The 22629-nt window shown below is 64.9% G+C and carries 17 protein-coding genes and 2 pseudogenes; 11 read left to right on the top strand and 8 right to left on the bottom strand.

Translation table 11 applies throughout. The annotated features are described in order from the left end of the window. Nucleotides 1–7: 7 nt before the first annotated feature. Nucleotides 8–1084: a hypothetical protein gene (locus tag ACZ5IK_RS42245; RefSeq protein ID WP_465492855.1), complete on the bottom strand. Its 1077-nt coding sequence runs from the start codon at nucleotides 1082–1084 to the stop codon at nucleotides 8–10. Nucleotides 1085–1453: 369 nt separating this feature from the next. Here ACZ5IK_RS42245 and ACZ5IK_RS42240 point away from each other — a divergent pair, with 369 nt between their 5' ends. Further along, a complete protein-coding gene (locus ACZ5IK_RS42240; protein WP_465492854.1) occupies nucleotides 1454–3403 on the top strand; it encodes an RICIN domain-containing protein in 1950 nt (649 codons plus the stop codon). Between the two features lie 1125 nt (nucleotides 3404–4528). Beyond that, nucleotides 4529–4786, top strand: a pseudogene (locus ACZ5IK_RS42235) (ArsR/SmtB family transcription factor); the annotation flags it as partial. A 64-nt stretch (nucleotides 4787–4850) separates the two neighbouring features. On the opposite strand, the gene ACZ5IK_RS42230 reads toward ACZ5IK_RS42235, so the two are convergent. The 3 genes from ACZ5IK_RS42230 to ACZ5IK_RS42220 form a co-directional block, all read right to left on the bottom strand. Next, nucleotides 4851–6116, bottom strand: coding sequence for a hypothetical protein (locus tag ACZ5IK_RS42230; protein ID WP_465492853.1), 1266 nt, complete (start codon nucleotides 6114–6116; stop codon nucleotides 4851–4853). Between the two features lie 210 nt (nucleotides 6117–6326). Continuing rightward, entirely contained in the window at nucleotides 6327–7760 is a 1434-nt protein-coding gene (locus ACZ5IK_RS42225) for a pentapeptide repeat-containing protein (protein WP_465492852.1), read from the bottom strand. Nucleotides 7761–7765: 5 nt separating this feature from the next. Continuing rightward, nucleotides 7766–8389 (bottom strand): pentapeptide repeat-containing protein, encoded by a 624-nt coding sequence (locus ACZ5IK_RS42220; protein WP_465492851.1) that lies wholly within the window; start codon nucleotides 8387–8389, stop codon nucleotides 7766–7768. On the opposite strand from ACZ5IK_RS42220, the gene ACZ5IK_RS42215 reads away from it, so the two are divergent. The 3 genes from ACZ5IK_RS42215 to ACZ5IK_RS42205 all read left to right on the top strand — a co-directional run bounded on the left by ACZ5IK_RS42215 (nucleotide 8292) and on the right by ACZ5IK_RS42205 (nucleotide 10182). Next, on the top strand, nucleotides 8292–8747 hold the full coding sequence (locus ACZ5IK_RS42215; protein ID WP_465492886.1) for a hypothetical protein: 456 nt from the start codon (nucleotides 8292–8294) through the stop codon (nucleotides 8745–8747). The genes ACZ5IK_RS42220 and ACZ5IK_RS42215 overlap by 98 nt on opposite strands. A gap of 228 nt (nucleotides 8748–8975) precedes the next feature. Beyond that, nucleotides 8976–9299 carry a hypothetical protein gene (locus ACZ5IK_RS42210; protein WP_465492850.1) on the top strand — a complete coding sequence of 108 codons (324 nt, stop codon included), beginning with the start codon at nucleotides 8976–8978 and terminating at the stop codon, nucleotides 9297–9299. Nucleotides 9300–9777: 478 nt separating this feature from the next. After that, the gene (locus ACZ5IK_RS42205) at nucleotides 9778–10182 is read left to right on the top strand and encodes a (d)CMP kinase (RefSeq protein WP_465492849.1); all 405 of its coding nucleotides are present in this window, start codon (nucleotides 9778–9780) and stop codon (nucleotides 10180–10182) included. Here the strand turns inward: ACZ5IK_RS42205 and ACZ5IK_RS42200 are convergent. Continuing rightward, nucleotides 10141–13071, bottom strand: a complete 2931-nt coding sequence (locus ACZ5IK_RS42200; protein WP_465492848.1) for an nSTAND1 domain-containing NTPase — start codon at nucleotides 13069–13071, stop codon at nucleotides 10141–10143. The two genes, ACZ5IK_RS42205 and ACZ5IK_RS42200, sit on opposite strands and share 42 nt — an antisense overlap. Before the next feature lie 306 nt (nucleotides 13072–13377). Here ACZ5IK_RS42200 and ACZ5IK_RS42195 point away from each other — a divergent pair, with 306 nt between their 5' ends. Beyond that, entirely contained in the window at nucleotides 13378–13617 is a 240-nt protein-coding gene (locus ACZ5IK_RS42195; protein WP_465492847.1) for a DUF6355 family natural product biosynthesis protein, read from the top strand. 64 nt (nucleotides 13618–13681) lie between these two features. Further along, nucleotides 13682–13861 (top strand): annotated as a pseudogene (locus tag ACZ5IK_RS42190) (IS256 family transposase); the annotation flags it as partial. Between the two features lie 604 nt (nucleotides 13862–14465). Here the strand turns inward: ACZ5IK_RS42190 and ACZ5IK_RS42185 are convergent. The 3 genes from ACZ5IK_RS42185 to ACZ5IK_RS42175 form a co-directional block, all read right to left on the bottom strand. After that, the gene (locus tag ACZ5IK_RS42185; RefSeq protein WP_465492846.1) at nucleotides 14466–15674 is read right to left on the bottom strand and encodes a pentapeptide repeat-containing protein; all 1209 of its coding nucleotides are present in this window, start codon (nucleotides 15672–15674) and stop codon (nucleotides 14466–14468) included. 125 nt (nucleotides 15675–15799) lie between these two features. Further along, entirely contained in the window at nucleotides 15800–17644 is a 1845-nt protein-coding gene (locus ACZ5IK_RS42180; RefSeq protein ID WP_465492845.1) for a pentapeptide repeat-containing protein, read from the bottom strand. A 252-nt stretch (nucleotides 17645–17896) separates the two neighbouring features. Next, a complete protein-coding gene (locus ACZ5IK_RS42175; RefSeq protein ID WP_465492844.1) occupies nucleotides 17897–19339 on the bottom strand; it encodes a helix-turn-helix domain-containing protein in 1443 nt (480 codons plus the stop codon). Nucleotides 19340–19598: 259 nt separating this feature from the next. Between ACZ5IK_RS42175 and ACZ5IK_RS42170 the strand changes: the two genes are divergently transcribed. The 4 genes from ACZ5IK_RS42170 (at nucleotide 19599) to ACZ5IK_RS42155 (ending at nucleotide 22589) form a co-directional block, all read left to right on the top strand. Beyond that, on the top strand, nucleotides 19599–20636 hold the full coding sequence (locus ACZ5IK_RS42170) for a hypothetical protein (protein ID WP_465492843.1): 1038 nt from the start codon (nucleotides 19599–19601) through the stop codon (nucleotides 20634–20636). Nucleotides 20637–21174: 538 nt separating this feature from the next. Continuing rightward, the gene (locus tag ACZ5IK_RS42165; protein WP_465492842.1) at nucleotides 21175–21564 is read left to right on the top strand and encodes a peptidase inhibitor family I36 protein; all 390 of its coding nucleotides are present in this window, start codon (nucleotides 21175–21177) and stop codon (nucleotides 21562–21564) included. Between the two features lie 16 nt (nucleotides 21565–21580). Continuing rightward, nucleotides 21581–21952 (top strand): peptidase inhibitor family I36 protein, encoded by a 372-nt coding sequence (locus tag ACZ5IK_RS42160; RefSeq protein WP_465492841.1) that lies wholly within the window; start codon nucleotides 21581–21583, stop codon nucleotides 21950–21952. A 238-nt stretch (nucleotides 21953–22190) separates the two neighbouring features. Further along, on the top strand, nucleotides 22191–22589 hold the full coding sequence (locus ACZ5IK_RS42155; protein ID WP_465492840.1) for a peptidase inhibitor family I36 protein: 399 nt from the start codon (nucleotides 22191–22193) through the stop codon (nucleotides 22587–22589). Nucleotides 22590–22629 lie beyond the last annotated feature (40 nt).

Genomic DNA, 22629 nt, shown 5'->3' with positions numbered 1-22629 from the left:
ACGGTTCTCACCGGGTGGTGACACGGGATTCGCCGACCCGTGCGGTTTCGGCGATTTGCCGCCATTGCGTAGCTTGGGTCTGGGCCCAGGTTTGTTCCTCGGTCCACGTGCCGCCGTTCTCGCCGGCGCGGTCGGAGATCGTCTTCCAGTCCTGAGTGGTGGTGGCCGCTCTGGCGAACTCCGCGACGGTGGCCCAGGTCTTGACCTGCTCCGCCGTCCTCGTCCGCTCCGTGTCCCAGGACTGGGCCACGGTGCCAGCGTGGTCGGCGACAGTCCGCCACGCCTGGGCCGCGGCAGCACGCGCTTTCTCCACGACGGCCGCCTCGGCACGCGCCACCGCGGCTTCTGCTTCCTCCGCGAACGCAATGACCTGGTTCAGCCGAGAGCGCCACAGCAGATCCTGATCGGCCATCCGCACGCGGTAGGCCTGGGCGTCGCACCGCGCCGCGCTCGCCCACTCATAGCCGAAGAACTCGACAAGGTCGGCGTCGCTCCCGGTGCGTACCGCGCGCCCGGCGGCGGCCCGCACCCACGGACCGGGGTCGTGCTCGGCCAGCCCGGCGACGAAGTCGCGGTCCGCCTGCGCCTGGCGGGCGACCTCCTTGTCCTTCTGGTTGTCCCCGCGCTCATCCTGTGCCCTCGCCTGGTCCAAGCCGGCGCGGACGAACTCATCCTGCTCGTCGAAAGTCCCGCGCGACGCACGAGTGGCCGCGGCGTAGACAGCGGGCGAGGTGAGCGGCGAGGTCGTCGCCAGCACCCGGCGAATGACGTCCGCGTTACGCGCGACGTTCTGCGCCGAGCGCGCCTTCGAGGTTTCGTAACCGCCACCCGGCGCCAGGAACCGCGCGACCGCAGCGTCGACGTCCTTGCTCAGCAACGCGTTCCACGCGGCTAGCCGCACATCGGAACGGGCGTCCTTCTCGGCGAGCCTCCGCACCATCGTCAGCTGCCAGGAAGACTCGCCAACGGCGACACCCGCCTCAGCTGACGTCCACTCGGTCGCCGCGGCCACGGATGGCGCGGCCGACGCGGCGAAACCCAAGGAAGCCAGCAGGGCGACCGCGGCCAACGATCGCTTTTCCATAACAATTCCCCCTCAACAATTAAAACTCTTCGCGTGATATGCCACATGGTCTACCCCGAGGGAGCTGACAAAATATCGTCGGCGCGGCCAAGGCGGTCACTCTCCTCGTATCAAACAACACCGACGATCGTCGTGCAAGCAAACTACATTTTCGCCAGTGATCAACAACACAAACCTTGGGATCGGCCCCAGCGAACGTAACGCCGGGCGGCGTCCGATCGATGCGCATGCGGGTGGAACGGTTTCACCACGTTTCGAGGGGATGCATGCATGCGTATTAAACGCGCGCGGGGAATGACGTTTTCCAGTGTCGGTCGTCACTTCGCCACGGGTTCACTGGCGATGGCGATAGTCGCGACGACGCTCGGCGTGCCCGCCGCCGTGGCTGCGCCCTCGCCCGCGCCGACTCCCGCGGCGGCGTCGGCACCGACGTTGCTCGAAGAGTCTACGACGGACGAGAAATTCAAGGCCGCCGCGGTTTTGGGGATCAACGCCCGGGAGGACATGCTGGTCCTCAACGACAAGAACTTCACGCTCGCACTGTGGCGCAAGGCCAAGGAAGGCAGCGAGGTGAAGTCCGCCGCGCTGCTGGCGTTCACCAGTTCTGACGAGTACGCGTGTACCCGGTTCATCAAGACCGGGATCTACGCCGCGAAACAGATCGACGACGACAACGAGATCGCCGACTACCTCGCTAAGCAAAAGGCACGCACCGCCAAGCGCAACGCCGTGGCTCAGGTACCTGGCATGGAGGCCACCGACGAGGTCATTAACCTGTCCGATAAGGAATTCGTCTTCCGAGTCTGGCAGAAGGCCAAAGACGGATCCGCGGTGAAGAACGCCGCCGCCGACGCGCTACGCCCGGAGAGCACGCCCGAGGAATACCAGAAGTTCATCAACAAAGGTATTTACGACGCGCGGGAGATCGACAGGCAGAAAGAGATCGCGGACGCGAAGGAAGCCGAGCGAAAAGCCAAAGAACTGAAAGAATCCCAGGAGGCCAAGGCCCTGGCCGTCTCCGCGGCGCTCGGCATCGTGGCCGACGACACCATGAAGAATCTGCCCGACCGGGACTTCGTGGACATGATCTGGATCAAGACCACCGGCACTGAGGTCAAGATCGCGGCACGCGCGGCGCTGGACGCCGGCACCCCCGCCTCGTTGAAGGGGTTCATCGCCACCGGCGTGCACGCGGCTCACCAGCGTGACATCGAGGCCCGCGATGCCAAGGACGTCGAGCTGAAGACACGTCAGATCAAGGATATTCTCGACGCCTCTGTGCGGGACGGGTTCCAGCCCAATCTGGTCGCCGCGGCCCGGGAAGCTCTCAAGACCCCGACGCTGGCTGTGCTGACCGCGTTCCTGAACAAGGGCCAGCACGACGCCGCCAAGCTCGACCTCGCCAAACCCGCCGAGGGCCTGGTCATCGAGCTCAAGGGCCTGCAGTCCGGCCGTTGCCTGCAGGTCGCGGGATTGTGGGGGCAGGGCGCGGAGAACAACGGCGCCGGCACCGAACTGTGGGACTGTGTGAACGGCAACAAGCAGCGCTGGGTGCTGCGCGCCAAGGGCAACGACAGGTACGCACTCCAGAACGTCAACTCCCTCAAGTGCCTTACGGTCGCGGGCGGTGGCGTGAACAACAACGACTCCCTGGTGCAGAGCGACTGCGTCGGCACGGCTCCCGAGCAGCTGTGGGAGTTCGTCCCGGTCGGTGACGACGGCATGATGGAGCTGCGCAACGTCAAGAGCGGCAAGGCCGCCACCGCCGCGGGCGGCGGCACCGACAACGCCACGCTGGTCGTGCAGTACACCAACACCCACGCCAGCAATCAAGCCTGGCGCTTGATCGACGTCAACCACACCGGTCAGACCATCGCCATGCAGCCCGGTGTCATCGAGCTCAAGGGAGTTCAGTCCCAGCGGTGCCTGCAGGTCTCCGGCGGTGTCGAGGACGCGCTCGCCGAGGGCCGTGGGACCGAGCTGTGGGACTGCGTGAACGGCGGTAAACAGCGCTGGGAACTCGTCGACCTCGGAGACCACAAATACGCGCTGAAAAACGTTAACTCGAAAAAGTGCCTTGACGTCACCGGCTTCCAGGCCCGCAACGGCGTGGCGCTCACGCAGTACAACTGCCACCTCGACGTCAACCAGCAATGGACCTTCGTCACCGGCAAGAACGGCGCAGCGAAACTGCAGAGCGTGTTCAGCGGCGGCGTCGCCTCCGTCCTCAACTCCGGGACGCACAACGGCGCGCAGGTGCAGCAGTTCGCCGACAGCAACGGCGACGACCAGCAATGGCTCGTCACCGCTCAAGGCTGACCTCACACGTGGCCTGTGGGTGTGCCCCATCCGATGGAGCACACCCACCGGCCACACCGTTACGTGTCCGACGAGCGCCGGCCGAGCGGACAAGGATCGCCAGGTCGACCGCGGGTGCGGCCCAAGGCGCGACCCACACCGGGACGCCAAGCCAACTGTCCGGAAGAGGCGGGGCAGCTTAGAGAGCATGGGCAAGGACATTGCCGAACCCGAAGAGAAACGTCAGCCCAACCACGCTCCCCACCATCATGCTCACCACGGCACGGCACGGCACGGCACGGCCGGATCGCGTCGCTCCTCCACCGTCTGCGTCCGAACAACCTGACGAGGAAGCCTTCCAAAGTCGGCGGACCAAGCGACAGAACCCGGTATCCGCGAGCCCGAGAGGTCCGAAACAGTCCGACACACCCCGACACCGGGGACATGCCGCGACCAGACGAAAGGTCTTGTCCGGCATCACTCGACACCGTCCGACACGCCCAGGTGCCGACTCTTAACCAGCTGGTTGCCGACTGCCGTTTCTCAGACTGGGGACTGTTCCAACTCGAAGATCATGGCCGCCCAACCTGTTGTCATTCAGCCACCCTAAACTCTCACACCAAATTTCCTGGAGCAGATCTGGAGCACAGCGTCGATCGCAACGGCACCTAACGACGCCGAAGCACACCGAACAGAGCTCAACTGCGCCAGCCGACCAGCGGGTTCTCGATAACCGCAGGTCAGCACCCTGTCCGGACCTGATTGGCAGTGAGGAGGTCAGGGGGTCGAGTCCCCTTAGCTCCACAGTGACGAAACACCGCCCACTTGGTAAACAAGTTGAGGTAGGGCAGTTTTTTCCTTCCACCTCACTTTGAGAAACGTGACACCGAACTTCAGCTACCGTTCAGTAACTGGGGCAAAACCGGGGCACGCCCATGACCCCGTTTGAAACGGGGTCACCAAAACTGCCCCAGGCCAGTGCCCAACCGGGTGATCCTGCAGAGATTTCTCTGGCGACCTCGGGTTTTGTGCGCCCCAGTAGGCAGCTATGTTCTGCCGGGATCAGTGGGCTGACAAAATCTCGATGCACCATCTGCAGCTCGAGCGCCAGAACGTCTAGAAGCCGTGTCGGCCTCAGAGTCCGTGATGACGGCGGCGGGCTCGCCCAGTAGGAGGGTCACCCCTACCGGCTTCGAGCAGGCGGTCGACCTGGCCAAGGCGTTGGGTGACCCGGTGCCCCTGCGGTTGCTGTAGCTGATCACCTCGGCCGAGGGCGAGAGCTGCGTCTGCGACCTGACCGCGGCGTTCGACCTCACCGGGCCGACCATCTCCCACCACCTGAAGGTGCTGCGCGAAGCCGGCCTGGTCGACAGCGAGCGCCGCGGGACCTGGGTGTACTACCAGCCCCGCGTGAAAGACCTTGGCAGCTCAGTGTCCTGCTGGCGGCTCCTGGGCTCGCGCCGGCGCCCTAGTTCGCGGACGCCGGCGGGAGGGCGGCCTGCGCGACCAACGCACGCATCTGCTCCACCAGCTCGGGCGAATGTCCAAGGTCGCCCCACAGTGCCGACGTACTGGTATCCCACAGCCGTCCGGACACGGTGCTGGGCGTGAGCATCACGCTGACAGTGCAGTGCTCCCACTCGCCGACGGCTGCGCTGAAGTCGCAGTGCAACAGGTTGGTGCGGATGGTCAACGCTTCCCTGGCCAGGTCGGACAGGTCAGAGGCGACCAGGAACACCAGCGGCGTGAACTCGCCGGGATTGGGGATCACCGTCCGGCTGTGAGTCAGCGTTCCGGCGCCGGTGTGCCGGGCGGCAGAGGCCATGAAGCGAATGAGGTTTGCGCCGAGCTCGGTCCGCTGCTCAACCGGCAGCCCGTCGATCGCGGCCAGCATGAGCAGCCGGTCCGGCTCCTGCTCGGCGGACATCGTTGTGTTCGCGATGTCCTCCATGATCATGCGCAGCATGACGTGCGCCGGCCGATCGTCGTCTCCGGCCGGTGTCAAGGGCGCGCGGGAACTGGAGATGATCGACGTCTCCTTTGCGCCCACCAGCGCCGTGACCGAGGGGTGCACCGGATCAGGCTCGGCGGCGATGTCGGCGAGGGCGTACTCGTGGTAGCGGCGCGGTTCGTCGCCCAGCTCAACAACGTCGCCGGCGCATGCCGCGCGCAGGAGGTAGGCGAGCACGTGCCGCGTCGAGCGCAAGTGGTCGAACAGGAACTCCCAGTCCCGACGAAGCAGGACGATCGCGGGAACGTCAGTCGGGGCAGGCGGTGGCACGAAACCGCGCGGCGGGTCGGCATGATCGACGACGACCACTGTCAGCCAGGTGTAGTCCTTGCCGTCCACCGGCACCGTACGGCCGCGGGCGTTGGTCATGCTCGCGCTCGCGAGCTTCAGGAGACGGACCGTTCCACTACCCTGCTTCAGCGCCTTCGTGACGTTCTTGCCCAGCCAGGACAGCTCGCGCTCGACATTGTCTGTGGGATCGGTGCGGCTCTTGGACTGGATCACGGCCGCCTGGTCGCCGACGAGCAAGAGCCCGTCGCCGAGTTCACGCACTCCGGACCCGACCCGCTGCTGCTCAGGCAGGAACACGAAGTCCGGCAGGCCCCAGGTTGCTGCCGCGCCGCGGATGGCGTCCTCGGCCGCATAGCCCTGGGTTTCGCCATCCGACAACGGCGAGACGTCCGGGACGCGACGAATCGCGGTGCCGGCATCTGTCTCGATCACCAGTGTGAGTGACTCAGCCACAATGCCTCTTCCGCCGTTCGGGCATGCACCGCACCACAAGCTCGCCGAGTCCGCTACCGAATTCCTACTGAGCACGGGCGGGCTGGCAGCACCTCGCACGCTCGGCACCGCGGCTGATCGGCAGGCACTTGACGACGCACTCGGCATCCCTGCCAACGCCGCGTCGGGTCGCCGAGGCGAAGCTTGTTCTCAGTCCGGCGGGCTAGGTTTCGAGTTGTCGGTGGTGGCAGTTTCCGTGGCTTCGTGGGGGTTTCCGGCGAGTGTTGCGTCAGTGAACGTGGGTTGGTGATCGAAGGTCGCGCCGCTGAAGCTGGGGGCGTTGCGGAAGTTCGCGGCGGTGAATACTGCGTCTCCGGTGAAGACCACTTTGCTGAAGACGGCGTTGCTTGCGAAGGTTGCGCCGTTGAAACGGGCTCCTTCGGCGAAGGCCGCTTTGCTGAAGGAGGTGGTGCCGGTGAAGGTCGCGTCGTAGAAGTGGGCGTTGTTGTCGAATGCGGCGGCTACGAACACGGCGTTGCTGGAGAAGGTGGTTCTGGTGAAGTCGGCTTGGTCGTGGAAGACGGTTGCGCTGAAGATGGCTTCATGGTCGAAGGTCGCCTCGTTGAACCGTGCGTGGTGGGCAAAGACGGCGGTTGCGAAGAATGCCTCTCGTTTGAAGGTGGTTTTGCCGAACACGGCAAGGCCGTTGAAGGTCGCGTCGGCGAATGCGGCACCGCGGTTGAAGGTGGCGGCGTCGAACTCGACGTTATTGGCGAAAGCCGCTCCGGTGAAGGTGGCCTGATCAGTGAAGGCTGTGTCGTTGAAGATGGTCTCACCGGTGAAGGTGGCGTGTTGGAAGGTGCTGGTTCCGATGTGTGCTTTGGTCAGGGCGAAGTTGATGAGTTTGGCGCCGGTGAGGTCGAGGTCGAGGGGCCCCCAGTAGGCGGTTTCGCGGTCGGGTTTGAGGTGGTCGTCGAGGAGGCGTTGGGCGGTGAGCCGGACTTCGCGTTCTTGAACGAGGGCCCGGTGGTACTCCAGTTGTTCGATGTCGGCGTCGTCCGGCGGGAATTCGTAGGGCATGCGGAGGTAGGCGCAGAGGACGTTGGCGATGGTCTGCCGCTGGGTTTCGTTGTCCTGGGCGAGGCGTTCGAGGGCGTAGAGCCCGCTGAGGCGGACCGGGGCTTTGTCCGAGCCGAGCAGTTCCGCGGCTTTGAGGTAGAGCTCGGTGATCCGGCGTGCCGCGGCGTCAGCGCGGGCGTCGTCGGCGACCCGTTCTTGGTGGGCGTGGGTGATGGCGGCGACGTCCTGCTGGTGGACGAGGGCGCGTTCGCGGTTATCGAGGTCGGCTTCGGTGGAGTGCTGGCGGCGCCACGCGAGGTAGAGCGCGACCACACCGCCGCTGCCCACGCCGATGCTCAGCCCGATCTTCAGTGCGTCGAAGCGTACTTTGACGAGGTCGGGGCCGGTGAGTCCGGCGGTAGCCGGCCACCACAAGGCGACGACCGCCGCCGCGGTTGGTACGGCGATCAAGGCCGCGGTGGTCCACATGGTTGTCCGGGTCAGCTCCGGTAGCCGCCGCACCGTCGTCGATGGCTTCGGCGGCGGGCTGGAGGCGGCTGGTCGCCGCGGGTCGTCGTCGGTCATGACTTTCATCGTCGCGTAAACCGGTTGCGGTGTTTCGGCAGGGATCTCGGCGATGATCGCTCAGCCATGGGTCGGTGCGTTGCCTGGGCTTCGTTCTGGGTCGGACGGGCCGGGTTTCGGGTTGTCGGCGGTGTCTTCCTGTGGCTCGTAGGGTTTTCCGGCGAGTGTTGCGGTGGTGAAGGCTGACGGCTGGGCGAAGGTTGCGTCGCGGAAGGCGGGTTCCTTGGTGAAGGTGGCGGCAGCGAATGTGCCCGGGGCAGAGAAGTTCGTCTTGTTGAATTTGGCTTGATCGGCGAATGTCGTATTGCCGAATAGTGCGTGGTGGAAAAGTGTGTTTCCGCGCAGGTAACGCTTTCGGAGAAGGTCGCCTGATTGAATGTAACTTGACTGAAGTCGCATTCGTTGAAATAGGCGCTAGCCCTGAAGGACGCGCCCTCAAAGTTGACACTATGGAAGGACGCATGTCGGAACCATGCAGTTGCATTAAAAGATGATTTTCGAAAGTGGGCGTAGTCTGCGAATTTTGTCCCTTTGAACCAGGCGATCTCGGTGAAGGTTGCGTCGTTGAAAAAAAGCGCTTTTGGCGAAAGTGGCGCGGGTGATCGTGGTGATTCCAGCGAAGATGGCATGCCCGAAGTGCGCGATCCCGACGTTTGCGTCTTTCAGGTCAAAGTCGATGAGGTAGGCGCCGACGAGGTCGAGATCGAGGGAGCCCCAGTAGGCGGTGCCGAGGTCGGGTTGAAGGTGGTCGCCAAGGATGCGCTGGGCCGTGAGCCGGACTTCGCGTTCCTGAATGAGGGCGCGGTACTGCTCGTATCGTTCGCTGCTGGCGTGGCCCGATGGTGGCTCGGTGAGTTCGTAAAGCATGCGGAGATAGGCGCACAGGACGTTGACGATGGTCTGCCGCTGGGTCTCATTGTCCCGGGCGAGCCGTTCGAGGGCGTAGAGGCCGCCGGGCCGGACGGGGGCCTTGTCGGAGCCGAGTAGTTCGACGGCTTTGGTGTAGAGCTCGGGTGATCCGGCGGGCCGCGGCGTCGGCGCGGGCGTCGGCGGGGACCTGTTCCTGGTGCGCCTGGGTGGCGGTGGCGACGGCCTGCTGATGGGCGAGGGTGTTCGCGGCGGTGCGTTCAGCCAGCTCGTGTGCCTCGTACTTGGCCAGCAGGTCGCGTTCGGTGGAGCGCTGGCGCCGGATGGCCAACACCGAGAGTGCCGCCGGTGCGGATCACCTCGAGCTTCACGCTGTCCACGCCGATGCCGAGCATCAACCACACCGCACCGACCGCGACCAGCAACATCACCGGGATCCCGACCGCGATCACCCAGCCCGGGATCGGCCGCAGCACCGGCCGCGCCTCCCCCGACGACATCGACGCCGCCTGGGCCGGCACCGGCAGCCGCCGCGCTGAGGACGACGTCGTCGTGTTCGATGGTGGGCTGGTGGCGGCCGGTGGCCGCAGGCCGGTCATGACCTTTATCGTCGCGGAACGCGGCGGGAACGTTTCGGCCACACGGCCCTGTTCACATCGCAGCCGAGGGTAGATAGCCGATGACGAGCAGCTCCTCGATAGACGCTGGAGCACTCACCTCTCCTTGCCCGGAGCCATCCTCGCCGGGCCCTACCGGGTCGCGCCCCTGGTAGCACCCGCCGACGAATGATCATGCCGGCCGTGATGCGCCAGCGCGCCCGCCGGAACACCGCGCGGTGTTGCCACACCGGATCGTCAGCAACCGCCCTGATGCCCGGCCTCCCCCTCCGGCTCTGCCTCGCTCCGGCTGTGACGGCGCCCAGCATCACAACCCACGGCGGGGAAACGGCCGCTCGATCGATGCCCGAACCACCCGGTCGCGATCCCAGTGGCCCCGCGACAGCCTCACCGGCTCCACCTACGGAAAGTCGGGGTCCGCCACCTGCGAGAGAGTCAACCCACGTTGACAAATACAGGAGGGCTAAACCCGGCCCTCATCAGCGGGCGTCGACCCGCGCGAGCACTACAAAAACCACGAGCGAAGGAGAACCATGCCTGACACCACAACGAAAACGGTCGTGGCCGTGGACGGCCCGGCCGCGGCGGGGAAGACCTCCGTGAGCATGTCCATGATGGCGTTCTTCGGTCTGCTCTACCTCGAAAGCGGCCGGTTCTACCGGATCATCGCGGCCGAAGCGCTGCACCGCCCTGTTCCCTGCAGCGCGGGTCAAGGTCTACCTCACCGCGACCCCCGCCGTCCGCGACGCCATCGAGATCGACCCCAACCACCTGTTCAGGCACCAGGTCATCAGCCGCATGGCGAGCGCATACCGCGACCGGCGCAGCGAAGCGGCCTCGATCGCGTAGTCTCCGACGTCTCATCTGATGCGCGCCGCAGACGGTCGGATGCGCGTTTATGGACAGGGATGTTTGTAGCTGATACCTGGAAAATATGAATCCCACTGGGCCGCGGCGATGGGCGCATTGGGACGCGCGCAGACTGCTTTAGCCGCGGCTTCCGGGTCGAGATACCAACGCCATGCGACCGAGACGGCACTGATGCTGGTGCCGATCAGGGTTTTGCCATCAGGTCCGAATGCGAGAGAGTGTACGGAGCCGGTCCGCCCTGGCAGCGCGATCGTGTACAGCACACTTCCGAGTTCTTGCAAGTTTCTGACAGTGATACTGCCGTCGTCGTCCGCTAACGCGACGAGGTTCGCGGTAGATGAGATCGCGCCCGCATGCAAGACCTCCTTGAGCTCGATCGTCGTCACGGCTTCCTGTGGTTGATTGAGATTCTCCATATTCCACTTGGTCAGGCCGCGCGCTTCTCTGGTCAGGCCAACTCTATTGTCGACGATCACATTGCTGCCCCATGGGTCGGGCCTGGCCACTCCCAACTGTCCCGCTCGTGTGGGCTTGCTCAGTTTGCTGATAGTCCACAGGCGCACTGATCTCCCTGGGGGTGTGGAACTGCCCGGATCGATGAGACAGTGGAGCAGGATCGCCTCCTTTGCCACGAATCTGGTGCCGAAAATGAAGCTTTGCCCCAGGTCCGGTCGTTCGTCACAGGAGAGCGGTCCCAGCAAGCGGGGCTGGCGCGGCTCGTCCAGGTTCCAGAGTTTGGCCGACGCGGTTCTCCCCACACCGTCTGGACCTGAGGGGACGTCGAGGGTCACGAGGAACCGCCCGTCGGCACTTAGTGCGCCGACCCGGGCTGGGACCGGGATAGCAGCGGATTCCTCCGGCATCTGTGGCCGATCGACGTTCCAGACCCTGACTGTGGGGGTTTTGGTCGGCTCGTTGTCGCTGGTTGCCGCTACCTTGCCGCCGACGCTTGCGCTCCATCCGCCGCGAAAAGTCCCGTACCTTGTCCACTGATGGTTCGAGACCCGGTAGAGCTGCGTCATGTTGTCATCGGTGGAGGACCTCAGGACGGTTTGCCCGTCAGCGGCCGCTTGTGCGGTCAGTGGGTTGCCGTCGTCGTTGTCCAGGACTGCTTGGTCTGCCGCAGTGGCAATGAGACTGTCTCGCGTCGATGTCGACGGGGCCAATCGGTAGGCAGCGAGGCTGAGAAGCGCAGCGCCGCCGGGGTCGCTTCTGGCCAAACTATTGATGTCGTCGAGCGCTTTGAGAGCTATCGCGGTGTTGCGTTCGCGCGCGACTTGATCCTGGGCATGCACCGCGTACACGGTGACGGAGACCGCGAGCAGCAACAAAACGGTGAGCAGCGCGAGAAGTCTGCGCTGCCGTCGAATCACTCGCCTTTTCCCGTCGCGCTCCCGGGCATCCGCAGCGATGCCCGCGTCGAGGAATTCTTGCTCTTTTTTGCTTGGCCGTCCTCCGTGGTCGACCCAGTCACCCACTACGGCGAGCCGGGTGCCGCGCAGCAGCACACTGGGATCGTGGCCGTGCCGGCGCCACGCCGCGGCGGCATCGGTGAGTTCGCGGTGCACGCGCTGTCCCTCGCGATCATCGGCCAACCACGCGGCCAGGCGTGGCCAGGCCTTGATCAGCGCTTCGTGGGCAAGCTCGACCGTGTCCTCACCGCACGTGAGCAGCCGGGCTTGGGTGAACCTGTCGACGACATGCGCCAGGGTGGGGTCGTCGTCGAGTTCGCCGGTGCCGATTCTGCGTCTGGTGTGCTCGGTTCCTCCGCTGAGCGCGGTCAGCCGCCGGAACAGGTCACGGGCCAGGGCCTGCTGGCGGTCGTCGAAAAAGGCGAATACGGCCTCCGCGGTCTTCGCCAGAGCGCCGTCGAATTCTCCCGACGCCTGAAACCCGGCCAAAGTGAGTGTGTTGCCTTTTCGACGTCGCCACGTCTCCAGCAAGGCATGGGACAGCAGTGGCAGCACACCGGTCCGGCCGTGTGTCTGCGCGACGAGGGTGGTCAGCAGAGCGCTCTCCACCGCGCACTGAGCCCGACGGGCCGGCTCAGTGATGGCGCGGCGCAACTCGTCCGCAGTCATCGGGCCCACGGTCACCTGGGCGTCCTGCAGCGCCTCGGCGAGTTTAGGGTGCAGGGCGCACTGCGGGTAGAAGTCAGCGCGCACACCAATCACGACCCGGCAGCGACTGCCCTGCACGGTCGCCGCAGTGAGCAGCAGGCTGATGAACGCTGATCGTTCGTTCTCATCCTGACACAGCGTGAACACCTCTTCGAACTGGTCCACGACCATCACGATCTCCGCGCCGGACGGCTCCGCCAGGAGAGCCCGACGCACCAGCCTGTGCAGGCCGCGTGGCTCGCTCGCCAGCTCGTCGCGCACAGCTCGCGGCCCGCTGTCGGTCACAGCTGCGAGCTGGATCGCGCACTCCTCCAGCGGATGGCCCCCCGGGGTGAACACGACGACGGTGGACACCAACCGTGGCACCAAGCCCGCATGAAGCAGGGACGACTTCCCGGATCCCGACGGGCCGAACACAGCGACGAATCGCTGGACCGCGGTCCGGCCGAGGAGATCGTCGGTGAGCCGCTCCCGTCCGAAGAAACGACCAGCATCGCCGCCACCGTAGGGACGCAGGCCCACATACGGCGCTGACTCGTCATCTGCTGCCGGTGGCCCGGTCGGCGGCGCCGTCAGCTCCGCGGTGACCGAACGCCATCGCCGCTCCCACTGCTCCACGTCGCCGTCACACGCCCGTACATACGCCAGCGTGACCTCAAGACCCGGCAGCCGACGCCCACCGGCCGCGTCCGACAGCGTCGTCGATGAGTAATGCGCCCGACGAGCCAGCTCCCGATACGACGGACCACCCGCCTTCTCCCGCACTTTCCGCAGGTCAGCGGCGAACTCGGCGAGGACTGAACCATCACGTTCCAGTGGTCGCTCCGCACGCGGCACGTTCCACCACCCCCTCCCCCAGGCTGGTGACCGATTGTCCGGACGTTGTTGTCCGGCGTCCAGCCCTCGGCACCGGACAACCCATACGCACTACAACCAGTAGCCGTGCCTCGCTCGCGAGAGACGAAGCACAGCCGGCCCGTCCGGCACCTACGAACCGGAGAAAGGACGAGACACATGCGTTGGTTCACGAACCCGTTCGCAACATCAGGACTCGACACAGCCCGTCCCGCCGCGAGGCACGCTCGAACGAATCGCCTGCCCCTGTCCCTGGCCGCTGCCGCCACGGCTGTGGCCAGTGCGATCATGGCCCCTGCCCCAGCCCAAGCAACCTCGGAACAGGTCTGCGGCTTCTGGGAGAACCACGTGGGCGCCTACTACGAACACTGCAACGCCCCCACGACCATTCTCATCCGCGTGGACCGCGCGGGCGGAGGCACCGAGAACGACTACTGCCGGCTGGTGAACCGCAGGCGCACCCCGCTGGGCCCACCCGCCCAGATCGACCACGCCTACTACATCCGCTCGGGAGTCTGCCCGGTCTAACCGGGACCGAGGGGTGCCTCACGCGCCGCACGCTGCACGGGCACCCCTCACGCCTCCAGCGAGGTTGATCCACAACGCCAAGCCGCGCGAAACATCGTGGCCTCAAACCTCGCCGCGACCGCTCCACCGCACTGTTAGCTCTCGTCACCGCGGGCTGGCGCTGACCAGTCCGGGCGGGTTGCTGAAGCTGTTCACCAAGAACGTTCTGAAGACCGCACTCAACGAGGAAGTCACCGAACAACTTGCTGCCAGGGCGGCGCACTCCACCGCGGCCGCCTAAACAACCGCCGTCGTTGCCTGCGACCTGTGGCAACCCGGACCCTCGTTCGGCTACTCATCGAAGTGGCCCACCGGACGGCATACCGTCGCTCTGCGTCCCTGACCACCGCCGGAAATGGCGACTGTCGCCTCGAAACGCATCAAGTCTCGCGTGCACCTACCCGGTCAGCAGTCTAAACCAGCCAGCACAGCCAACCCGGTCTCGCGAGCAGTGAGATAGGGCCTCACGTCGTGAGCCCTGGTTCCGTTGTGAATGGAGACGTCGACTACGTTCCGCCCGAAGAACGGGGCCAATTTCTGCGGGTTCGCCACTACGTCACCGAGGTCGGCGATGTTCGTCCAGTTCCGTACACTGCCAGGCCAGGAACCAGATTCAGCAACCGGGGCGGGAGCGAGCCGGTGGAAGATCAGGTTTGGCCAGCCCAGAGGTGAGCCGAGGGTGATCAACGTCGTCACCGGACGCGCCTGTGCTACGCACATCGTCTCGTATGCGACTACCGATCCAAGCGAGTGAGCGACGATCACAGAGGTGCGGTCAGTGATCACGTTGAGGAGTCGTTGTTCAGAGCCTAATCGTCCAGTGCCGGCGAGGGCGCGGGGTACATGGAGCCGGAGTCTGTCTGGTCTGCTGCCAGATTGGCGGCTGCTTCCGCGTCTAATTTCGCCTCATCTTGGCTCCCTAGTGACAGATTCGCCTCGGCTAGATTCACGCAGCGCAGTGTCGCGCCGCTTAGGTCCGCCGAGCGTAGATCAGCCCTACTCAGGTTGGCGTCGTGCAGGTACGCCCCGCTCAGGTCCGCCTCGCGTAGATCCGCTCCGCGTAGGTCTGTCTCACGCAGGTATGTTCCGCGTAGATCAGCCCCACGTAGGTCGGCTGCACGCAGGTCCGCTAAGCCCAAGGCCGCGCTGCGGAGATCAGCTCCGATCAAGTCCGCCTCGATCAGGTTCGCTTTGAGGAGATCGACACCTCGCAGGTCCGCGCCACCAAGATTCGCCGTCTTCAGGTTCACGCCGCGCAGTTTCACCCCGACCAGGTTCGCCCGTCGTAGGTTGATCGTGATTTCGGGCCAGCGGGACGGCCCGGTTGCAGAGGTGTGGCGTGTGAGGATGTCCAGGGCGGTTTGGCGGATGGCCTGTTCCTGGGTGCAGGCGTCGTGGCGGTCACGGGCGTCCTGGTCTGCGTCGTCCGGGAGGTCAGCTGGGAGCTGAAATGGCATGCGGAGGTAGGAGCACAGGACGTTGCCGATGGTTTCGCGTTGTTCGGGGGTGTTCTGGGCGAGGCGTTCCAGTGCGTACAGTCCGGCCAGCCGGACTGCGGCCTTGTCCGAGCCGAGCTGGTCCGCCGCCTTGGTGTAGAGATCGGTTATGCGACGCTCAGCTGCGTCGAATCGGCTCTCCTCCGCGGTCTTTTGTTGCTGCGCGAGTGTTTTCGCGGCGACGTCTTGCTGATGGGCGAGGGTGCGTTCGCGGTTGTCGAGGTCGGCTTCGGCAGAGTGCTGCCGCCGCCAGGCGAGGTAGAGCGCGACCACTCCCCCGCTGCCCACACCGATACTCAAACCGATCTTCAACGCGTCGAAGCGCGCTTTCACGAGGTCAGGGCCGGTGAGTCCGGCGGTGGCCGGCCACCACAACGCCACCACCGCCGCCGCCGTCACCACCGCGATGATCAGCGCGGTGGCCCACATCGCCGTCCGGGTCAACTCCGGCAACCGCCGCACCGACGACATCGGACTCGGCGAAGGTGTGCTGGCGGCCGCGGGCCGTGGGTCGTCGGTCATGACCATCATCGTCGCAGAATGTGGCGGGAACGTTTCGGTCGCCGATCTGGATCGTCAGCGATGTTTTGGTCGCAGGTGATGCTGGAGCAAGGTCTCGGCGAGCCGCGTCGGCGTTCTCTGCATCTTCAGTTGTCGCTGTCAGCGACGGCTGTCCTTTCGTTCAACTTCGCCTCGTCTAGGGCTCCTTTGTCCAGGTGTGCCTTGCGCAGGTCCGCTCCGCGCAGATCCGCCCCACGCAAGTTCGCCCCGCGCAGGTCCGCCCCGTTCAGGTGCGCTTCACGCAAATCCGCTTTGTACAGATCCGTCTCGCTCAGGTTCGCCCCAGTCAGGTTTGCCTCATATAGATGTGCCCCTTGTAGTGTCGCCTCGCGCAGATTGGCCCACTGCAGTCTCGCCCGGTTCAGCGTCGCCGCGCGCAGGACCGCATTAACTAGGGTTGCCCCGCTTAGATTCGCCTCGTGCAGGTCCGCGCTGTAAAGGTCTGCCCCATTTAGGTTCGCCTCGTGCAGGTTTGCCTCGTGCAGGTCCGCACCGTACAGATCTACCCTGCATAGGTTCGCCCGCTTCAGGCGAATGGCTAGTTCTGGCCAGTGCTGCACCTGCTGGGATGGGGTGTTGTGGCGGATGAGGATGTCCAATGCGGCCTGGCGAATTTCTCGTTCCCGGACTCGAGCGTCGTAGCGATCACGGGTGCCCTGGTCTGCGTCTGCTGGTAGCTCGCCTGGAAGCTCGAACGGCATGCGCAGGTAAGCGCACAAAACGTTTCCGATCGCGTCCCGTTGTGCGGGTGTGTTCTGAGCGAGACGCTCCAATGCATACAGCCCGGCCAGCCGGACCGCGGCCTTGTCCGAGCCGAGTTGGTCGGCAGCCTTGGTGTACAGCTCGGTGATCCGACGCTCAGTCGCGTCGTGGCGAGTGTCACCCGCCGCTTCGTTCTTGGCCAGCAGGTCGAGTTCGGTGGAGCGCTGCCTCCGGATGCCCAGCCAGAGGATGAGCACGCCGCCAAGGCCAACACCGAGGGTGCCGCCGGTGCGGATCACCTCGAGTTTCGCGCTGTCGACGCCGATGCCGAGCATCAGCCACACCGCACCGACCGCGACCAACAGCATCACCGGAATCCCTACGGCGATCACCCAACCGGGGATCGGCCGCAACACCGGCCGCACCGCACCCGACGACGTCGTCTCCGGGCCCGCCGTCCGGGTCAGCTCCGGCAGCCGCCGGACCGACGAGGTCGGGCTCGGCGGCGGACTGGTGGCAGCCGGAGGCCGCGGGTCGTCGGTCATGACCATCATCGTCGCGGAACATGGCAGGAACGTTTCAATCCTTGTCCAAGATGCGACCGGGCGGTGGTGGTCAGGGTTCTTCTGGGGGTTGAAAGGTTTTGCCGTCAAGCGTTGCTTCGGTGAAAGTGTGTCGTCGGCGAAGGAGGTCGTGTTGAACGCGACGTAGTGCGCGAAGACCGCATCGGCGAATAGGGCGCCGCCTTCGAATGTGGCTTCGTTGAATAAGGCGTCGTCGGTGAAGGATGCCTTACGAAAGTGCGCTGTCTTAGCGAAGGTTGTCTCGTCGAATATGACGGCGCGGGTGAAGATGGCGGCGTCGAACTGGGCGCTGCGACTGAAGGATGCGTTGAAGAACGTGGTGTTGCCAGTGAAGGTCGCCATGCCGAAGTTGGCGTGACCGGTGAAGGCCGTCTGGTAGACCACGGCGTTTCCGGTGAAGGTGGCGTGGCGAAAGGTGCTGCTTCCGATACGAGCCTTGCCCAGGTCGAAGTCGACTAGTTGTGCGCCGGTGAGGTCGAGGTCGCGCTCGCCCCAGTAGGTTTCGCCGGAATCGGTTCTGAGGTGGACGGTTATGAGGCGTTGGGCGGCGAGCCGGACTTCGCGTTCCTGGATGAGGGCGCGATGCTCCTCGATCTGGGCGATGTCGGCGCCGGCGATCGAGGGTTCATGGAGCTGGAAGGGCATGCGGAGGTAGGCGCAGAAGACGTTGACGATGGTCTGCCGCTGAGACTCGTTGTCCTGCGCGAGCCGCTCAAGGGCGTAGAGGCCGGTGCAGGCGCCTCCGCGTGCAGCGGTGCCCGGACGATGATGTGCTCGGCGTCGGACAGGTAGGTCTCCAGGTGGCAGGGCCGCTGTAGTTGTAGGACACCGTCACCGGGAGCGCCGTCGCGAGCTGTTGCCAGGCCTTCGCCGCGTCCCGGTCCGCCGATGACCTGTTCAGCCCTTGTGGGGGATCATGAAGATGTGGCTCGTGTTGGCGTTGTGCGTTGAGGTGGATCCGTGTAAGTCGGTCAGGTCTTCGACGGTGCCCTGTACTGCGCCGTCCATCCCGTCTACCCACTTCACCATGACGTAGGCGCTGAACCGGGGGTCACAGTCGGCGCGGATGGTGAAGTTGGGTAGGTGCAGTGGTACGTGATGGTGGTGCACCGCGTGGGACATCTCGCGGAGTTCTCCGGTAGCCCGGTTCTTGTGGCAGACCTCGTTGCCCTTCCACTGGGCGACGTACAGAGTGAAGGTGGCCGTCGATGTGGTCGGGGCGGGTGTGTCGCAGTGCTTGTCCTTCTGCGGGTAGCAGGTCTGGTATTGGGTGTTGGCGACGACGCTGAGGTGGGTGAAGCCAGGTGCGAAGGTGAAGGATCTGAGTACCGGCTCCCGGGCGATCATGCGGGGGTCCGGTCCCACGTGCAGGAGGCCACGCGGCACCACACCCGCCTGGGCGGGCGCGCCTGTTGTCATGTTGTCCACGGACGTGTCGGCTACCTCGATCCGCCCGCTGTCCAGCCGGAACTGCGCGTCGAGGTCTTCCCTGAGCGTGGCGGCGCGGGCGTAGGCGGTGCAGGCGACTGTGGTGGCGACACCGGGATGCAGCAGGAAGCGTGTGGTCAGCTGGACCTCTTCCTTCTCCCGCTCCGATGACGCGCCTTCCTGCAGGATGTTCTGTCCGGTCACGAAGTTCTGCTCACCGCCGGGCCACCGGCACCGGACCTCGTTGTCGAACAGCGAGCGGTGGGTCGCCGAGCTCGCGCGCATCACCGACACCACGTACGCGGTCTGCGTCGTCGACATCTCGAGCTCGACGCTGCCCAGCGCCACCACCTCATGATCGGCCTTCCAGGATCCGCCAGGCGCTGCCTTGGGCGTCCGCGGCGCGAGTATGCGACGTGGCGCGAAGTCGTATCGGATGGCGGCGTCGGCGGGCGCGGCGGCGGGCGCGGGTGTGGAGGGATCTGCGTCATTGAATGCCGTGCTCGACGGGATCACGATCGCCACGAGGACCGCAGCGGCGGCCGCGAGTGATCGTGGGCGCCGCCGGCCAGAGCCGGAGGCCGGGTCCGGAGTTTCGACTGCGGAAACCGGTGTCTCCACGGTGAGCTGGCCGTTTGTCACCTGCCAGTGCCGTAGCAGCTCGGCGAGGTCGTGGTCAGTCGCCCCACACGCGGTGGCGATTGCGGCAATCGTCCGATAATCGGGTGGAACCGTTACTCCAGAACAGTATCGATGCAGAGTGGAACTGCTTATATGCGCTTTTCGGCCAAGATCTGAATAGCTCAGCCCGCTGCGCTCCTTGAGCGCAGCGAGAAGTCGCGCAAGCTCGCTGCGCGTGCTCGACACATCCATCGACCCTCCCAAATCTCCGGTGCCGAGCCAGTATGACACCATCCCACCCCCTCCGAGAATCCCCTGATCAGGACCGTTTCACGCATCCCGGGACAACACACGTTCCGGTAACCCTTGCCGCCACAGCCCTTCACCCGACATGGTTGTTCCGCACCCCTCGCGGACCGTCATCAAATTCACCACCCGGGCCATCCGTATCCACAGAAACTCGACACCTCGATCCCCCTCATGAAGGGTTATGTGTCATCGCCGGAATAGTTCGTCACGCTAATTTCTCACTGGTGAAAGGAGACCGTGCGTGAGGAGAATCCTGTCGTTCATTCTCGGTGCCGTGGTGCTGGTCGTGCTCGCCCCGGCGGCGACCGCGAGCACTGTCATCCATGTCAAGTTCAGGCCGCAACAGGTGCTCGCGCCGAAGGTGCCCGAGGCAGAGCCGGGTGAGCCGGTGAAGTTCGACCAGGAGGTCAAGGCGCTGGGCAGTGTGGAGCTGGAGATGTCGGCGACGCAGACCGCCTACGTCAGATCGGTGATGCGCGCGAACTCGGCCACCTACCGCTCGCTGCTCGACAACGAGGTGCGGTGTACCTGGCCTGGTGGCGAGCAGAGCTTCGTGACGGGACAGAACATCCTGCAGAAGGGCGCGTCCCTGGAGCCGGAGAAGGAGGATGTCCAGCTCACCACCCGCTTTCTGGTTCACCCGGGTGTCGCCACGAAGGTCACCTGCACCGCGTACGTCCGTGCCGCCACGATGCGGAAGAAACTCGACGCCCGGTTCCAGTTGTATGACGGATTCCTCGAGTTCGCGGACACGTCCGTGGACAACACCACGGCCGGTCTGCCCGCCCAGCGCGCCACGCCTCGTGGCCTCGTGCGTGTCGGGCCGGGCCCCGAGGTTGTGGCGCGCGAGCCCGCGTTGCCGTACTTCACCCTCGCGCCAGGCTTCACGAAACTCAGTGTCTTCGCCGACACCGAGTACAAGACGTGCTATCCGCAGAAGGACAAGGACTGCAGCAAACCACCGGCCTCGACAGCCACGTTCACCCTCTACGTCAACCAGTGGAACGGCGACAAACTCTGCCAGACCAACAACGCCACCACGACCACCCGCGAGATGTCCTACTCGGTACACCACCACTACGTGCCGCTGCACCTGCCCGACTTCACCGTCCGGGCCGACTGCGAACAGCGGTTCAACGCCTACGTCCTGGTGAAGTGGCAGGACGGTATGGACGGCGGCGTGCAGGGCACCGCGATGAGCCTGACCGATTCACGCGGGTCGACCACGACCCACAACGCCGACATGAGCCACGTCTTCGTCGTCCCCCTCAAGAGCTGACGACAACGAGGCGAACTCCGCATCCTCGATCTCGACGACGTCGACTCCTGTATCGCCGGAGCATCCGTGCAGCGGCGAATAGACGGCGATCCATCCTCAACACCCAACCAGGAGGTTTTCACCCGAAACTTTCAATTCGCGCTGACGCTCTCGCCTTCACGTGCGATCCGATCAAATCGACAAGAAGCCAAGCGGCGCCAAAAATATGAAAATACCGTGAATTCGAGGAACCCCTACTGGGGCCCCCAGAAAGTTCTGCAGGTGATCAACCGCAGCATCCGACAACGTCGTGGACGAGTAGCGCGCTCACCGCGACAACTCCCGATACGGCGGACTACCCGCCTCTGCCCGCAGTTTCCTCAGGTCAGCGGCGAACTCTAAGAGCGGAGACCTGTCCAGCTCCAACGGTCGTTCCGCCGTCCAGTCCCCGACACCGGACAACCCATCCGCGCTACACAAGGCGGTGGATCGCTTCCTTCGAGTCACCACATCGCCCGGAACTGCCGGGCCACGAAATACATCACGAAAGGTGAAATTCATGCGTTTGTTCAAGGCACTGCCCGCAACACTCGGGCTCGTCGCTCTGGCGACAGTCGCCCCGGCAACCGTGGCGCAAGCCGCCCTGGCGTCACAGGACGGCGATGTGTCGATCACCGCCTACTCGGACTGTCCCTCCGGCTGGTTCTGCGCGTGGGAGCACGCAGGCGGCCAGGGCCGGATGGTGCGCTTCCAGACCGGCTCCGCCGACCTCCGTGGGCAGAACTTCAACGACCAGATCTCCTCCGTCTGGAACCGCACCAACAGCATCTGGTGCACCTACCTCGACATCAACTACCGCGGCGAGGGCTGGCGCGTCTCCTCCGGCTGGCAGGGAAACACCAGCGGGTACAACCGCAACGACAACATCAGCTCTCTGCGCGACTGCTGAGAACGGAGGCGACTCCATGCGTTCAGCCAACGTCCTCAGCACAGCCGTCGCAATCGCGGCTCTGGTAGCCAGCCAACCGGCCGCAATAGCCCACGCGGACACCGTGTCGGCCGGGGCCTATGACGATTGCCCAGCCGGCTGGTTCTGTGCCTGGGACGGGCCAAACGGCACCGGCAGGGTCCTTATGACCCAGGTCAGCATCCCCGACCTCAGTACCGTCGGCATGGACAACCAGATCTCATCGCTCTGGGATCGAACCGGCGTCATGTGGTGCGCCTACGATGAACCGTATTATCGCGGCATCACGTTGCGGGCAGGGAACAACTGGAGAGGCTCGCTCTTCGGGAGATCCGACAACATGAGCAGCTCGCTCGTCAGAGGCTGCTAGCCGAACACATACGGACACTGCTGGTCTCGAGCGCGGTAGCCACTCGAGGCCAGCACTGTCGGCCCGCAGCTCTCCCTGACCTCCTATCTCAACTCTTCTCAACACGGCACCCAACGCCAGCTCCGGTCACAAGGAGAGTGGTTCCGTGCTCGCTTCGCCTGGACTCTCCGGCCGACGTCCTCGCTCCGTTCCTCCGGCAGACAACGCCCACAGCACCGACACGAAAGGTGGAACACCCATGCGTTCGAGATTGAGCGTTGTCCTCGGGCTCGCCATACTGGTCGCCACCGCCTCGGTGACACCAGCGCAGGCGTCAGCTCCAGCTCCGGCGACGCGAGCTGGGGACGCGTTGATCACAGCCTGGGCGGACTGCCCGCCCGGCTGGCTCTGCGTGTGGGAACACACCAGGGCACAAGGCCGGATGGCCCGCCTCCAGACCAGCCTGTCCGATCTCGGGAACTTCGGCTTCAACGACCGGATCTCGTCGCTCTGGAACAGAACCACAGACTCATGGTGCGCCTATTCCGGAATCGGCTACGGCGGCGACCGCTTGCCCATCGAACCAGGCCAGAAAATAGACTTTAGTGACAAAGGCTGGGACAACACGATCAGCGCGCTACGCCGAGGAATTTGCTAGCGGTGCTACCAGCGAAAACAACTCCCGCACGCGCCGAGTG

This window comes from Amycolatopsis sp. NPDC031561 (assembly GCF_055580625.1).
Note: the sequence above shows the minus strand (reverse complement) of the source record. Positions and strands in the feature narration are given on the sequence as shown.

Bases quoted from the DNA above. Each gene is read 5' to 3' on its own strand.
- ACZ5IK_RS42195 (WP_465492847.1), top strand. From the start codon at position 13,378: ATGGCCCCTGCCCCAGCCCAAGCAACCTCGGAACAGGTCTGCGGCTTC.
- ACZ5IK_RS42185 (WP_465492846.1), bottom strand. From the start codon at position 15,674: ATGACCGACGACCCACGGCCCGCGGCCGCCAGCACACCTTCGCCGAGT.
- ACZ5IK_RS42160 (WP_465492841.1), top strand. From the start codon at position 21,581: ATGCGTTCAGCCAACGTCCTCAGCACAGCCGTCGCAATCGCGGCTCTG.
- ACZ5IK_RS42180 (WP_465492845.1), bottom strand. From the start codon at position 17,644: ATGCCCTTCCAGCTCCATGAACCCTCGATCGCCGGCGCCGACATCGCC.
- ACZ5IK_RS42155 (WP_465492840.1), top strand. From the start codon at position 22,191: ATGCGTTCGAGATTGAGCGTTGTCCTCGGGCTCGCCATACTGGTCGCC.
- ACZ5IK_RS42220 (WP_465492851.1), bottom strand. From the start codon at position 8,389: ATGCCATCTTCGCTGGAATCACCACGATCACCCGCGCCACTTTCGCCA.
- ACZ5IK_RS42245 (WP_465492855.1), bottom strand. From the start codon at position 1,084: ATGGAAAAGCGATCGTTGGCCGCGGTCGCCCTGCTGGCTTCCTTGGGT.
- ACZ5IK_RS42165 (WP_465492842.1), top strand. From the start codon at position 21,175: ATGCGTTTGTTCAAGGCACTGCCCGCAACACTCGGGCTCGTCGCTCTG.
- ACZ5IK_RS42205 (WP_465492849.1), top strand. From the start codon at position 9,778: ATGCCTGACACCACAACGAAAACGGTCGTGGCCGTGGACGGCCCGGCC.
- ACZ5IK_RS42225 (WP_465492852.1), bottom strand. From the start codon at position 7,760: ATGACCGACGACGACCCGCGGCGACCAGCCGCCTCCAGCCCGCCGCCG.